We start from the raw sequence: 13637 nt of genomic DNA, 5'->3' as shown, positions 1-13637 counted from the left end.
TAGAAGGTCAAACCACAAGCTTGAGAGTGCCATATAGCCGCGATGCTACATACCCGGCAGTCGCCCCCATACCTTCAATGACTATCAATTTACTTAGCCAAAGTCAGACTCTGTGCAAAATTGATTGCGGTAGAGATATCCAGTGATATTGAGGCAAACGACTTCATCAATAATGACTCCGGCAATGCCCAATCCCATTTTTCCCGCAGCATATTCTCTACATCTGCGAGAATCGAATCGAGATCGCTTGCGTCCAGGTCACCTACATTCTTTAGTGCCGTCAGAGTCCGATGGATGTCGGCGTCAACCTCAATCGCCAAGCCTGCGTTATCACACGAAAGGCCCACATGATTGAGTAACAGGCGTAATGCATCGTTGGCGTAATCACCCAGCCAGCTGATTAGATAGCATTTACCTCCGGACTCAATGACGTAGCGTTCATCAAGGCCTAATGCGTTAAATGTCTTGCGAGCCTCGTCGAGCAATGCTTGGGCATCGCGATCAATGAATGGGCAGGGGGCTGGGTCTGCCAGGACAGCTCGCATTTCTTTACGCACGTTGTCATGCACCATGGCGCCCAGACCATCGAACTGAGGAGGGGCACCACCGCGTGCGGCGGAAACAATGATGACCTTGGCTTGGAGATCAACATCACGAACCTGCCACCTTCGGCCTCCGAATATGATGCGTTGATCCTTGGTCAGCGGCCGGCTTACGGGTACTGAACCCAGTACTTTACCGTCGCACACCAGGCGAAACTCCTCATCACTGGTGAATGCGCTGTAGAACTCATAGTGGTTGATCAGGCGCTCTCCAACTGTCCCTGGAAGCAACAATCCTGAGCTGTCCTGAACGATGAGTTCATGCTCCCCTAGCGACTTGAGCAGCTTGACGAAGTCTGACTTCTCGACGTTTTGGAATGCTCCTTCAGCGATAAGGCTTTTCCAAAGATCAGCAGCGGAAGCGCCGCCGCACTGAGCAATTATGGAGAGGCATTGCTGAACGAGAGTGGACGCATGAATACCCTGAGCCCGGGGAGGTTCAAACCATCCCCCAATTAAAAGGCGCACCATGGCAATTGTCTGAACCAATCCCTGGCGCAGCTGATCCGAAAGGCTCGATCCATCTTTGAGTGGCGACTCTTTGCAGTAAACGCGCAAGATCGCGTTTTCCCCCGGGCGTCTGCCCGAACGACCCAGTCTCTGGCGCAGGCTCGCCACTGATGGCGGAGCACCAATCTGTACCACTGTCTTGATGCTACCGATGTCTATTCCGAGCTCAAGCGTCGTAGTGCATATGGCCGATGCCGCTTGATTACCTGCCTTCAGGGCGTGTTCAGCTTGCTCTCGCAGGTCTTTCGAAAGGTTGCCGTGATGAGGCCAGAATTCGTTGGGTACAGCATCCTTCTCACAGCGCCGGCGCAATTGGTCTGCATACCATTCAACCTGCTGCCGGCTGTTTGGGAAAATCAGATTATTGCTTCCGCGTAACACCTTGTAGATATGATCAGCGATTGCGAAGTCTGGGCTTGCTTTGTTTTCCGTCTCGTCGTCATCGCCTTCCTGATTAGAGGGCTGGACGGAAGGCTTTTTGAGCTCGTTCATCGGCGGTTGGATGTAGCCGCGAATTTGCACCTGGAGTGTCTGGTTTGAGTTTTTGGACTCAATGACGGTCACTCCGTCGACGCCTCCTGAGCGCAGAAACTCTGATGCCAACGTCATATCGCCGAGTGTGGCCGAAAGCCCGACCCTGGGGACTCGACGCCCGGCGACGAGCTCTACACGGTGCATCAGGGACTGAAGCTGTTTGCCTCGCTCACTTCCAATGAACGCATGCAGTTCGTCCACGACGATATAGCGTAGATTCTGGAACACCCCCGCAAGGCTGGAGCCTCGATTGACGAATAGTGCCTCAAGGGATTCAGGCGTTATCAGAAGCACCCCTTCGGGTGACTTCAGAAAGCGATGCTTTTTGCTCGATGAAATGTCCCCATGCCAAGCCACTACGGGAATTTCAAGTTGCTCACAGAGGCGGCCTAATCTGTCCCATTGGTCATTGATCAAGGCCTTGAGCGGGCTGATGTACAACACCGAACCGGGCGGATCGTTGCTGTTCAGTAAATGGGTGAGTATGGGGAGGAAGGCGGCCTCGGTTTTCCCTGCCGCTGTTGCTGCGGCGATGATGACATCCTGATCCGCTGCCATCAGCACCTGCACAGCCCTTTCCTGGGCGTCGCGCAAAGACGTCCAGCCTTCAGCCCAGATCCATCGCTGGATTCGGGGCTCTAGCTGGTCGAAGCCTGAAGATTCAGAGTGTGAAGGTGGCAAGTTCATCATCCGCTTCGACTTTCGTATCGTCTTCGCCACCCAAGTCCTTGGCTACTTCTACGGCGCCAAGCAGTGCGCGCCAATCAGCACCCGGGTTTTGCTCCAGGATGGCCAGCAGGTTGATGAAGGCGGTGATCGTCGTGCGAGGTGTACGGAAATAGGCCTCACCCAAGCGCTGGTTGCAGTGCGCCATGAACAATGGGAGCGCCTCGTCAGGCAATAAATACTTCTCAGCATCACCGCCTGCGTACACGTGACGAAGCTTCTGAAGCAATACGTAGAAATCCTCCGGGGTAAGACTGGTGAGGCGAATGACCGGCCCCGACAGATCCACCAATCCTGATTTCGCAAACGAGTTCTCGGCCAGTCGCGATTGCAGGGCAGGGTAGCTGAAGAGCCCTCGGCGAGTGTCCATCAGAAACTCGGGGGTGCCACCCAGAACGAAGCCCAGGCCCTCAGACGATCCCTGTAACGAGTCATTGAGGATGCGCAGGATCTGCTCGTAGTTAGCATTGCGCGCCTGCGTATTGGCCAGCTTGTAGAGGTTGACCAGTTCATCGAGGCAGATCATCAGACCGCCGAAACCTGCGAGCCTGACGAATCTCGACAATAGCTTGAGCTGATCGTAGACGGATGCATCATCAATGATCGTTCGTACGCCCAACGCCGCACGGGCATCGGTTTTGGTGGTGAACTCGCCACGCAACCAACGAATGGCGTCGGCCTTGAGCTGCTCGTTGCCTTCCTCGAAACCCCGGCAATACGCGGCGATCACCTCAGCGAAATCATAGCCGTTGACCATCTCGGTCAGCTCGGCCAAGTGAGCACGAATGACGGTCTCGCTGTCAGTACCTGCGGCCTTGGCTTCGGTTTTGGCTTGCGAGATAAATTTCTCAACAATGCCTTGCATGGCCCCGCCGTCGGGTTTTGTACGCGTCGACATGTTCTTGGCCAACTCGGAGTAAAGCGAACGCGCTTGTCCTCCAGTGGCATGCAGTCTGCGATCAGGGTTCAGGTCGGCATGCATGGTCACGAGTTTACGCTCCATGGCGATGGCTCGTACCAAGTTCAGAAAGAACGTTTTGCCTGCACCGTACTCACCAATCACGATTCGAAATGCCGATCCGCTTTCGACCAGGCGATTGACGTCCTTGATCAGAGCATCAAGTTCGCCTACCCGGCCGACCTGAATCAGGTGTTGGCCCACACGAGGAACAACGCCGGCGCGCAGCGACTGGATGACCGCATCGCGATCCTTGGCTCTGATAGTGCTCATAGGGCTAACTCTTCCAGAATGTCTGTATTGATCTCGATGGGGTCATCACCTTCGGTGACGGGCATGTCGAATCGTTCAAAAGCCATGTCGTTGATTTGCTCCAGCGCTCCATCAAGCATCAGTTCCATGTCGCTGGCGGCGGCTTCAAGTTCGGAGCGGCTCCACTCAGGGCGTGAGATCAGCAAACGAAGGAATGCAGAGTGTTCCAAATCGAGACCGTCAACGTCCGCACTCGATTCTGGGGACGATTCTGCCGCTTCAACCAACTCTTCCGGTTCCTCAACCTGGTCATCATTGAAGACTTGGGCAAGGAGGGCGGAGACCTCAGCTGTTTCTCGTTGCAACTCTGCAATCCGGTCGTGATCGAGCACGAAGCCTTGATTCGCAGTGGCTGTGATCGGGGTGCCAGGCTCGGAGCGAGGAGTGCTGGCTGCTGGTTTAACGGACGCAATACTCGCTCCAGATGCCGCCCCGTGAAGATCGCTGTACAGCAACTGACTATCCAGCTGCAGCGCTTTGTAAACGCGCTCAAGAAGTTTCACTTCCGCTGGGCTGACGATGCCATCAGCTTGCGCCAAATGGGACAGGAAGCTGGCAATCGTGCGCTTGGCTTCGACCGTTAATGGATCGAGTTTTTTCTTCAGACTGGCCAGCGTTGGTGGTTGCTGGATCTGGATTCGCAGGTGCGCTTTGAGGCGTTTGCGATGGGCCACACTCAGGTGACTCCAGGAATCGATGTGCTGAGCAAGCAATGTGACCTCTTCATTGGAGGTGTCGCCATCGGCAGATGCTACTGCACTGGCCAGATCAAGCGTGACTGAGGCCGCGTTGTAGGCCGCTGAGGCCCGTAGTGATCCGTCTTCGGGCTGGGTCACGAATAGCGCGATACGATCTTCAGCTTTCGGTGTCTTGCTGCCAGCCAGTACATCAGGTTCCATACCGATGTTAAGCGATTCCAGTGCGCGAGCAAGCGCGAGTACCTTGTCGCGGGACAAGGCTCCAGCGCTCTTGAATCGACCTGCGAGTTCGCCAAAGCTCATGACAATAAGGTCGTCGCCGATTCTGAATTGAAGCTCGTCCAATTCTGTACGAGCTGCCGCCGGCCAGAGAGTGACAGGAAGCTGTAAAAGACCTTCAAGGGCTTCTGCGCTTTCAGGGTTTCGGCCCAAATATCGGCTATAGGGTTCAAGCTCGCTGGTGCATAGCTCAACTAGCAACTGCAGGCATTTACGTGTTCCGGAGGTGGCCATGACATCAGGAAGATCACCCAAGCTAAGTGTGGGCGCCATTAGGACTGCAGAGGCCGGCCGATAGCTGGTCTTAAGCTTGGTCTTGTTTTGCGCCAGGATAAGACCCGTTGGATGGGCACTTGTGTATTTGAGCTTGAACAGTCTCGAAAAGACATCTCTACAGCGTGTGACTGGCGTACGCTTACTGATGTTGGGGTCAGCTAACGCCCATGCTAATGCCCAATCGGCATCGAGTGGTCGCTTGTTTGAGGCGTGTTGCCCCAGACCTACGCGCAGCGGCAGTGGCATTTCGAAGCTGTAAGCAGCAACGTTGGGAGGTGGGCCAAGGTAGAGGTTTGGATCAACCGTGGTGTTGCTGAGGTAATCCAGGAAACCTTCCGCATACCCCCTGAACGACCTGTTTCCCCCATAAATACTTAATAGGCGGTGGATTTCTTCGACGATCAAAGGAATCTCAGTCTTCACCGTTGGATCGTTTACAGCATCAGCGAGGGCCCGGCGTTCCAGTCCATAGAAGTACAAAAAGACGTAGCCGGCGTCTGCCAGTGGGTAACTGCGACCACCTTCCAGCCATTGGAGGTATCCGCGCCGAGCCTCCGATGAGATGGAGTGAAAACTTGGCCAGTAGGACATCAGTCGCTCTTCTATATCGACCTGTGTCTTCGCGATACGGAGTTTGGGGTTAATCAGCGAGGGTTCTTCAGCATCGTGTCGGCCACCCAGTACGCTGCCTACATAGAACATGCCACCGGGAAGCGAAAAACCAGAAACAGTGACAGATTCGCCTGCGGGCACCCAGCGAACATCAGCTTTCTGCGCGCTTGCATCTGGAATTTTGAACGACTTTGAGGACGTCGAGCCGAGTTGGACAGTATAAAAATCGGAGACATCCTCAGTGTCCGTACGGCTCGTCGAAACCTCACGTATAGAGAAAGTCAGGCCCGCTCCTTGATGCTCTCGCAGATGCGCAGTCCCTAAAGTTGGCGCTGACATTTGCTCGCGCTGTCGCTTTGCGCGACGAACCAGCAGCCAAAGGGACGCTCCGATGCAAGCAATAACGCCAATGGCAATCCAAGCATTCTTCGGGATCGATGCGAATGCGCCGAAGGCCAGCGCAAAAATAATTAGGATGCCGTTACTGGTGGAGTTTTTTGCCTTCTTCCTTGCCATGAGTCGTTTCAACCTTGAATGATGGGTACTGGCGCAATGGCAGTATCTGATAATCGCCTTGCTAGAGCCATGGGCTGAGGAGAGCTATTGATCGGAAAAACGCACTGCTTTGTAGAACAACTGAGGGTTGAGAGAGGTATAGCGGTAAATGGGGGAGTCGCTACTTCGGGCCGTTGAGGGCCGGCTCACGTATTCAGCCGAGCATCTCTTTTATAATGGAAGCAACATTGCGAGCATCGTCTTTCCCTCGGTGATAGGTACCCTGCCAAACCAAACCCATCGACTCTACCGTTTGCCTAAGCTCCTTCGGCTGAATGTCGTATAGGCCTTTATGCCATTTCCTCGCATTGAAGTGCTGCAGACCGGCGAGCAGGGAAGGGCATGCAACAAACCCTGCATCTCGCTCTAGCTGTCTCGCATCATAGTCACCCCACGACGCCCAAGCCGCATTTGGATATCGCGCAACAAACACTCCTAGCTCCTGGCCAAGCTCCTCATAGGTTCCTGCACTGTCCACGTCCGCTTGTTGGATGGATGTGAGCTTTTTGCAGAAGTCGGTGAGGATGGGATTGATCTGCGATCGAACGAAACGCTGGAACTCATCGACGATCTCACGCGTTTCCAGATCGATCACCACCAAGCCAATCTCAATCGTTTCCATCTGAGCTGGGACGACTGCGAGCGTCCTTGGTGATTCCGACTCGCCAACCTCATCACAGGTCGCCTCAAGGTCAACGCAATAAAGATAGCGGTATGGCGCTAGCAGGTTTTGAATGGCTTGAAGGTGAAGCACCTTTGCTTCAATGCTCATGGCAAGGATGTCCTAACTTTGATCTGTCCAAGATACATCGACATGCAGCCACGTCCTGACGGAGTGATTAGAGGGCGTGCTGCTTCTGTTCCGGCGTAGAGGCTAGGCTACTCATTGGTTTGGGCTGCAAAGCTATTTAGCCTATCCATTTTTTGGGCTTAAGCCCGGCTCCGCATAACGTCTTTACGTGCTGTGCTCTTGCCCAGTCGTTCCCCTTGCCGGCCTGATGGTTCTAGGATGAGGGAAAGGCCGAGGTATTGCTCGGCCTTTCCCTTTAATGCTAATTGCAGGAACGTCGCTCCCGCATATCACTGGCGCAGGCTACTGGCTTCAATTTGACTGGCTTGCAGATTCCACGAATCTCCAGCCATGGTCACTTGAAACAGGGAAGGAACTTCTTCAAGAGATTTTATCGTTTCTTCATCCAGCGCATCGGCGCAGCGCAACCCTAGATACACCTCTTTTATTGGAACCTTCTCTTCGGATAGGTAGAAACCTTCGCATCCAGGCTTTGCTTGAACGTGATAGTCATCTGTCCCTGAGATCGGCTCATAAAAAGTTTGAAAAATATTTTCGGGCGACTCGTAAAACTCGTCCACTGATTGCCCCAAACCACAAACTACCCGTTTGACGACACGAACCTCCTCCTCATAGGCCCAGCACAAATGCTTCTGCAGCAAAATACGCTTTATTAGCTGGGTGGAGCTTCCGGAACCATCGCCACCCATTGCGGAGCCCTGAAGTTCACGAAGGAGCTGCGCGCGCATGTCGGGGCTTAGCACGGTGTTCTCCTTCTGGCTGGTGTAAAACACATTCCCATCCATGGCAGAGATGATGTTGAACTTCGGATCATTCAAAAACGGCACCGATACGTCGTACCCCACGACAAAGCCTTTGTGTTGATCGCCATAATGCGCCCACATCAATGGATTCATGGGGGACTTGGTAAGGCAGAGAACACCAAAGTCTTGCAGCCACTCAATCTGCGTTTGGATCGTTGGGTAGTCCGAGATGTTCGAAAGACCTGACAACTCGAATGGATCGTTGAAATAGGTCGGGGTACGGAAGCCAAGCTGTCGGCTTTTGATAGCCCTGGTACCGCCTGAGAAAGCGAAATATTTATAAAGAATCATGCGGTCTTTCTTCTTGAGGATCAGGCGCGAAATTTACCGCATTACTGGCCGCTGCGGTCGGCGCCGAGCTTGGATTAGATTTTTTTTCGCCGAGCGCATCAGGGCGGCTAGACCGAAGGCCATGCCGGGCAAAGCCCGGCGGTTTTTTTCTTTTTCGCGTTTCGGCCTGGTGATGATGCGTCGAGGCTGGATGCGGTTTGGGGGAGAGCTTTTTTGGTGTCAAAAACAGCTTTTGGCGGTGAGCCCTGACAGGCGCTAATTGGGTGTAATTGGGTGTGTTTATGGGTGTGTAATTGGGTTTTGCCCGGTGTCGAGGTGGCCCGGAGCAACTAGCGAGGGGAGCGTAGCGATCCCAATGCGAGTTGCGCAACGACGGTAAGCGGCGGCTGGGGTGGTGGGGATTTAGGGGATATGCCGGCGCCGGCGCGTCGACGAGTTTTTGGTGGCGCGCAGCTGGCCGCAAGAGCCGTGTCGCGGTAGGTTGAGGCACCAGCCATCACACTTGGAAGTGACTCTCGGTGAATGTGTAACGCGACCTGCAGATGCGCACCGAGCTTTCCCTGTAGCTGCTCAAATTCGTCGAGGCAAGTCGTGCCGGCCAGCCCCAGCTGGCCGAGCTGTTTGACAACATCGAGCGCCAAGTTAACGACTCGTCAGAGTATGAGGCGTATTACGTCACCGGCGCGCTGACCCCCGAAGCCTCAGCACTAAGACGTTTCGATTGGAGCGTCTACGGTGCACGGAAGGTCTTTATGGATCGTATACGGTTACATCGTCACGATGTCCTCACGGCTATTCGCTCCACTTTTGAGTTTTGCACGAACAGCCTTTCCCTGCGTGATAATGTCCTCATCACATCCAGGACGGACACTTCGATGAAACTCGACAAAGATTTAGTACGCGAGATCCTGTTGGCCATTGAGGCCAGCGACAAAACCCCTGATTCCTGGATCGATCTCACCATCGAAAGTCATAGCGAGGATGAAGTCTCCTATCACGTCATGCTGCTGCACGAGGCTGGGTTCGTAGTGGCGCAAGACCTTTGCTCAATGAATGATTTTGATTGGCGGCCAAAACGCATGACCATCAAGGGGCACGAGTTTCTCGACACCATTCGAGATCGTGAAGTTTGGCGTTTAACGAAAGCAGGCGCTGAAAAAGCTGGAGGGGTGAGCCTGGCTGTGATGTTAGAAATCGGCAAAGCATACGGTAAGCAGGTGCTCAAGGATCGGTTGGGAATTGAGCTGCCATGAGTGACATGGACATCAATTACAACGGCAACGACATCCTCAAAAAGCTTGTCGAAGACGAAGGACGAGCTGGGTTATTGAAGCGCCTGGGCGGTTTTCTCATCGCATCGAACGCCTGTTTTTTCCTGGTCTTATTTCTAGTGCTATGCACCAGTCATGTTCCTTCATGGGTGTTGTCCACTATTTCTGCCGTGGCTGTCTTCCCCTTGTACGCTATCGTCTACGGCGGCCAGCAATTGGCTCATGCCAACGACCTAGCTCGAAAAAGAATGTCGGTGGGATATCGCATCGGGGCCTTTCAATTAGACCGTGGTCTTAACGGAAGGCCGACTCGTTCCCCCTATCGCCCTTACATCTATGCTCCAAGCGGAGAGTTGCTTGCCGTTTTGTACAACCAGTGCGACGTGAAGCCCCTGATTGCGCTCCACCTAACCGGGAAGCTCAGCCCTGAGTGGTTACAGCGTCACTGTGTCCCCGAATCAGCTGCGATTACAGCAGAAGACAATAAACGCCACCAGCAGCGTCAGGAAACTGCAGCTCACCAGGCTCAAGTCGCACGCGCGCAAGCGAGAAACTGAGCCAGACAATAGGCCCGCAACATAAAAAAGCGGTCACGGCATCGCGGAAGCCGCTAAGTTCCTGATTGGGCGGCTTCGCCTTAATGTTCAGCTCAAATCTTCGTGCCTACGAGCCGAGGTGGCCATGCGCTGGATTGCCTGTGGGGACTGGCTAAATGCTCGCAGGAAAGCCTGTCTCATCCTTTCGCTGTCTCCGAAGCCCGTCTCTCGGGCAATCACCACAATGGGGTGGCAGCTGCTATCTATCATGTCTCTACTGGCGCGAGTGAGTGGGAACGCAACATGAGTGTGGCTTACGTTATTCAGCAAGGCGCGCTGAAAAACTTGGGTTTCAATTGGGAAAAACGCAATGTGGCGCAATGGCATTCCAGGTCAGCGTAACCAAGACGAAAACCGCCTGACTGTCAGCTACTCATTGCCGCTGTTTTGAAGCGTTGTCTTTTTTCGGGCGCCCCTAGTTGGATGTGCGCCGCGGAAATAATTTTGGGATCCGTCCTGATGGCGCTGGAGCGATGAGGAATGTGGACAGCAAACTTATTGGCTCAGCCATAGAGGGCTGATTTACCAGCCAATCCAGATATCAAGCTATCATCTGGCCATTACCATTACCTACCAGGATGGGCGGGTAGGCACCCTAAACGGGCGCTCACTCCATCTGATGATCCGGCGGCAAGCAAGGAGAATCGCAGTGAGATCCCAAGTCAGAATCATCGACTCGACGCAGTTACAAAACGCCAACCCGAATCTGGTAGATCCTGTCGGGTACCGCAAAAGCGGGCTCAGCTTGAATCACATCATTGGCTGTCCACTCGATTGCAGCTACTGCGTTCGTCACCTCTATGGAAATTTCGATCAGCGCACGCCGCAGGCACTGATGAGCGATGAGGACGCCTTCCAGCGATTTATCACTCACCGGTATTTCCAGCCTCACATCACACCTATTCAGCTGTTCAACCGGGCCACCGACCCGATGCTCCCCGAGGTCAAGACTCATACACACAATCTGTTGCGTATGCTCGATGAGGCCGGGCTAACCAACAATGTGCTAGTGATCACTCGATGGCGTATATCGCAGGACGATTGCGAGCGCTTCAATACGCTCCGAAACCTCAAGCTGACAGTGCTGGTTACCTACTCAGGAATTGATGATCCGAAGATCGAACCCATAAAGTCTTCGATCGCTGCCAACAGCCTGAAGATGTTGTTCCGCCACGCTAGGCAGTACAAAGTGGTGCTGTATTGGCGCCCAATCGTTCCAGGGCTAAACGACTCACCAGAGCACATTACAAGGGCCGCAGCGCTTGCCAATCATGCCCATGCGACCGTATTCAGCGGGCTGTTCTATCGCAAGGAGATAGCCGAGTTTTACCAGAGCCAAGGAATCCCTGAGCCATACAAAATGACGGCTAGGCGAAAGCTCCTCCCGCTGGAGGATGAGCAGAGGCTGCTCAGGTTGTATGGGGAACAGAATCAGGTGACACCGATCTTCCACAAAACCTCTTGTGGAGTCGCCTTTGCGCATCACCAGGCCGATTACAACGGACACTTCGGTATCACCGAACTGTGCGAAACCTGCCCGACCTCCCAATTCGCCATCTGCAAAGCAGCATGGAAGAAGCCGGATCAACAGGTTCTGAATCGAATGTGCCACGAGCTGGGTGCTGTGGGAGATCCGCAGGTGAACGACCGTGCGATTGTTGTTCGCGGTCTTGATGAACAGCGTCGTTACTATCTGCAGCACTCTTTAGGCTATCAGGTACATGACGCTGACAAACCCCATCACTACGCGCGCCATGGCCGCGCCGAGGCAACAAGGAATCTCTGATGTTGAAAACAGACTTCGCATGGCCCTCTGAACCAATCATCATCGTAGACGTTGAAGGCAATGGGCATACGCCACCGGACTTGGTCGAAGTAGGGATCGCCCCTTTTCCACCCGTGGAAATCCACGAACTACTGTCTTGGTTAATCAAGCCCGTCAACCGGATCACTTGGCAGGCTCAGCGTATCCACGGCATTAAAAACGCGGAGCTGGAAAATTGCCCATCCTGGGCTGAGATCATGGACGACGTAGAACAGCATCTCCGGAACCGATGGTTCGTCGCGCACAATGCGTCGGTCGACTATGGCGTGATGAAGCGTCACTTGCCCGAATGGTCTCCAGTGGGGGTCATCGATACATTGAAACTTGCTCGTCACGTTTACCCTAGCGCCAAGAGCCATCGGCTTGAGTCATTGCTCGTTGACACAGGGCTGCGCGATAAGGTCGCCGACCAGCTCCACCGCGCCGCAGATGATGCTTACGCAACAGCCTTATTACTCGATCATCTCATCGAAAAGTCGGGCGCCAGAACTTGGCAGGACATCTGCAAGATCGCGCAGCTCAAAACGCAACCTGACGAGCAATCACCTCCCCCAGAGCAAGGAAACCTATGGTGAAGCCTGTTCTTTTAGGTGTTACTGGTACCCATTCCACGGGGAAGTCTACCTTCTGTGATGAGCTCAAAGTTTCACTTGAGTGCAAAGGCATCAGTGTCGCCACCATCCCCTCGTTTGGGAGGCTGGCAGTACAACAGGGCATTCCGCTGCTGACTCAACATACCTATGACTCCACGATGTGGTTTATCGATCGGACGCTCGAAGCGCAACGAACAGCCGCTGATAATGCTGAGGTGATACTGGTCGATCGACCGATCATGGATGCTGTGGCGTATTGGAATGCCGCCGTCGAGCATCGAGGTACACCTGCACCTATGCATCAGATCGACGCGATTAACGCACTGATCACCAGCCAGCTTCCCGGCTACACAACCATCGTTGCTACTCGACTTGATAGCTCCATCGCTCTTGGCCCAGGACGCGATACCAATTTGGTTTTCAGGCAGTCCGTCGACACCCACTTACATCAGATCTTGAACCACTTCGGGATCCAGCATCAGATGCTTGTTCCTCATGTACGTGGTGCTCTACTCGATAGCTTACACACCGAAATTCTTCACAAGTTGGAGCGTTCATGATTGCCCCCCGGACAGGACTCTTGGCAGGAAGGCAGGTGAGGCGTCTTGGCTTCGGCACAATGAGGCTCACGGGGCCTGGTATATGGGGCCCACCGGCCTCAGAATCTGAGGCCATTCAACTCCTGCGCAGAGCCGTGGACTCGGGTGTGCAACACATCGACACCGCCGACGCTTATGGGCCAAATGTGGCCGAGGGGCTAATTCGCAAAGCGTTGTTCCCCTATACAGACGATCTGGTCATTGCTACCAAAGGTGGCTTTACCCGCCAAGGCCCGGGCAAGTGGACACCCTGCGGCTATCCGGCGTATTTGCGCCAGTGCGTCGAGATGAGCCTCAGACAACTTAGCGTTGAAGCAATTGATCTGTATTACCTGCACCGTGTCGATCCAAATGTCCCTTTGGCCGACCAGGTCGGGGAGCTTGAGAAGATGCGTCAGGAAGGGAAGATCAAATCTCTGGGTTTGTCGAAAGTCGATATTCCTCAACTCACGCAGGCGATGACGATTGCTCCAATCGCCGCTGTTCAGAATCAATTTAGCTTTCTGGACAACCATTCCGAGGATGTGATCCTTTGGTGTGAGCAGAATGAAATAGCGTTCGTTCCCTACGCACCTCTGAGCGCCGGAAAGTGTTTTGCAACAAGTGAGGTTCGAGACCAGCCCACCTTGGCAACCCATGCATTGAAATGGCTTCTGAACTACTCGCCGATCATGTTCCCAATTCCGGGCACATCTAGAGTTGAGCATCTGGAGGAAAACCTCAGATCGGATTTTGAGGGCTAGTACCCCGTGTGCTATCTCGTTCGGCACATGGGCCCAAGGATTG

Annotated in this window: 11 protein-coding genes and 1 pseudogene; 7 read left to right on the top strand and 5 right to left on the bottom strand. The window is 54.0% G+C overall.

Annotated features, from left to right (window positions below; genetic code table 11):
• Positions 1 to 89 precede the first annotated feature (89 nt).
• From EAH78_RS23910 to EAH78_RS23890, 5 genes are all read right to left on the bottom strand, one after another.
• Positions 90 to 2333, bottom strand: coding sequence for a DEAD/DEAH box helicase (locus tag EAH78_RS23910; RefSeq protein WP_140669721.1), 2244 nt, complete (start codon positions 2331 to 2333; stop codon positions 90 to 92).
• Complete coding sequence (locus EAH78_RS23905; RefSeq protein WP_140669720.1) at positions 2308 to 3603, bottom strand: ATP-binding protein; 1296 nt, start codon at positions 3601 to 3603, stop codon at positions 2308 to 2310. Before EAH78_RS23905 ends, EAH78_RS23910 begins: the two co-directional genes overlap by 26 nt.
• A complete protein-coding gene (locus EAH78_RS23900; protein WP_140669719.1) occupies positions 3600 to 6023 on the bottom strand; it encodes a TerB N-terminal domain-containing protein in 2424 nt (807 codons plus the stop codon). Before EAH78_RS23900 ends, EAH78_RS23905 begins: the two co-directional genes overlap by 4 nt.
• Positions 6024 to 6216: 193 nt before the next feature.
• The gene (locus EAH78_RS23895; protein WP_140669718.1) at positions 6217 to 6834 is read right to left on the bottom strand and encodes a 3'-5' exonuclease; all 618 of its coding nucleotides are present in this window, start codon (positions 6832 to 6834) and stop codon (positions 6217 to 6219) included.
• Between the two features lie 308 nt (positions 6835 to 7142).
• A complete protein-coding gene (locus tag EAH78_RS23890) occupies positions 7143 to 7967 on the bottom strand; it encodes a DUF2971 domain-containing protein (RefSeq protein ID WP_140669717.1) in 825 nt (274 codons plus the stop codon).
• Between the two features lie 875 nt (positions 7968 to 8842).
• Between EAH78_RS23890 and EAH78_RS23885 the strand changes: the two genes are divergently transcribed.
• From EAH78_RS23885 to EAH78_RS23855, 7 genes and pseudogenes are all read left to right on the top strand, one after another.
• On the top strand, positions 8843 to 9220 hold the full coding sequence (locus EAH78_RS23885; protein WP_140669716.1) for a DUF2513 domain-containing protein: 378 nt from the start codon (positions 8843 to 8845) through the stop codon (positions 9218 to 9220).
• A complete protein-coding gene (locus EAH78_RS23880) occupies positions 9217 to 9795 on the top strand; it encodes a hypothetical protein (RefSeq protein WP_140669715.1) in 579 nt (192 codons plus the stop codon). Before EAH78_RS23885 ends, EAH78_RS23880 begins: the two co-directional genes overlap by 4 nt.
• 252 nt (positions 9796 to 10047) lie before the next feature.
• Positions 10048 to 10225 (top strand): annotated as a pseudogene (locus EAH78_RS32435) (OprD family outer membrane porin); the annotation flags it as partial.
• A 258-nt stretch (positions 10226 to 10483) separates the two neighbouring features.
• Positions 10484 to 11620, top strand: a complete 1137-nt coding sequence (locus EAH78_RS23870; RefSeq protein WP_140669714.1) for a radical SAM protein — start codon at positions 10484 to 10486, stop codon at positions 11618 to 11620.
• Complete coding sequence (locus EAH78_RS23865; RefSeq protein ID WP_140669713.1) at positions 11620 to 12234, top strand: 3'-5' exonuclease; 615 nt, start codon at positions 11620 to 11622, stop codon at positions 12232 to 12234. Before EAH78_RS23870 ends, EAH78_RS23865 begins: the two co-directional genes overlap by 1 nt.
• Entirely contained in the window at positions 12228 to 12812 is a 585-nt protein-coding gene (locus tag EAH78_RS23860) for an AAA family ATPase (RefSeq protein WP_140669712.1), read from the top strand. The genes EAH78_RS23865 and EAH78_RS23860 overlap by 7 nt, the downstream gene beginning before the upstream one ends.
• Positions 12809 to 13594 (top strand): aldo/keto reductase, encoded by a 786-nt coding sequence (locus EAH78_RS23855; RefSeq protein ID WP_140669711.1) that lies wholly within the window; start codon positions 12809 to 12811, stop codon positions 13592 to 13594. Before EAH78_RS23860 ends, EAH78_RS23855 begins: the two co-directional genes overlap by 4 nt.
• Positions 13595 to 13637 lie beyond the last annotated feature (43 nt).

Origin of the sequence: Pseudomonas arsenicoxydans (genome assembly GCF_006438915.1) — a bacterium.
In the GTDB taxonomy this organism is placed as follows: domain Bacteria; phylum Pseudomonadota; class Gammaproteobacteria; order Pseudomonadales; family Pseudomonadaceae; genus Aquipseudomonas; species Aquipseudomonas arsenicoxydans_A.
The sequence above is the reverse complement of the archived record's forward strand: the minus strand, read 5'-3'. Positions and strand labels throughout refer to the sequence as shown.

Coding starts and splice junctions, on each gene's coding strand:
- EAH78_RS23910 (WP_140669721.1), bottom strand. CDS start 2,333: ATGAACTTGCCACCTTCACACTCTGAATCTTCAGGCTTCGACCAGCTA.
- EAH78_RS23905 (WP_140669720.1), bottom strand. CDS start 3,603: ATGAGCACTATCAGAGCCAAGGATCGCGATGCGGTCATCCAGTCGCTG.
- EAH78_RS23900 (WP_140669719.1), bottom strand. CDS start 6,023: ATGGCAAGGAAGAAGGCAAAAAACTCCACCAGTAACGGCATCCTAATT.
- EAH78_RS23895 (WP_140669718.1), bottom strand. CDS start 6,834: ATGAGCATTGAAGCAAAGGTGCTTCACCTTCAAGCCATTCAAAACCTG.
- EAH78_RS23890 (WP_140669717.1), bottom strand. CDS start 7,967: ATGATTCTTTATAAATATTTCGCTTTCTCAGGCGGTACCAGGGCTATC.
- EAH78_RS23885 (WP_140669716.1), top strand. CDS start 8,843: ATGAAACTCGACAAAGATTTAGTACGCGAGATCCTGTTGGCCATTGAG.
- EAH78_RS23880 (WP_140669715.1), top strand. CDS start 9,217: ATGAGTGACATGGACATCAATTACAACGGCAACGACATCCTCAAAAAG.
- EAH78_RS23865 (WP_140669713.1), top strand. CDS start 11,620: ATGTTGAAAACAGACTTCGCATGGCCCTCTGAACCAATCATCATCGTA.
- EAH78_RS23860 (WP_140669712.1), top strand. CDS start 12,228: ATGGTGAAGCCTGTTCTTTTAGGTGTTACTGGTACCCATTCCACGGGG.
- EAH78_RS23855 (WP_140669711.1), top strand. CDS start 12,809: ATGATTGCCCCCCGGACAGGACTCTTGGCAGGAAGGCAGGTGAGGCGT.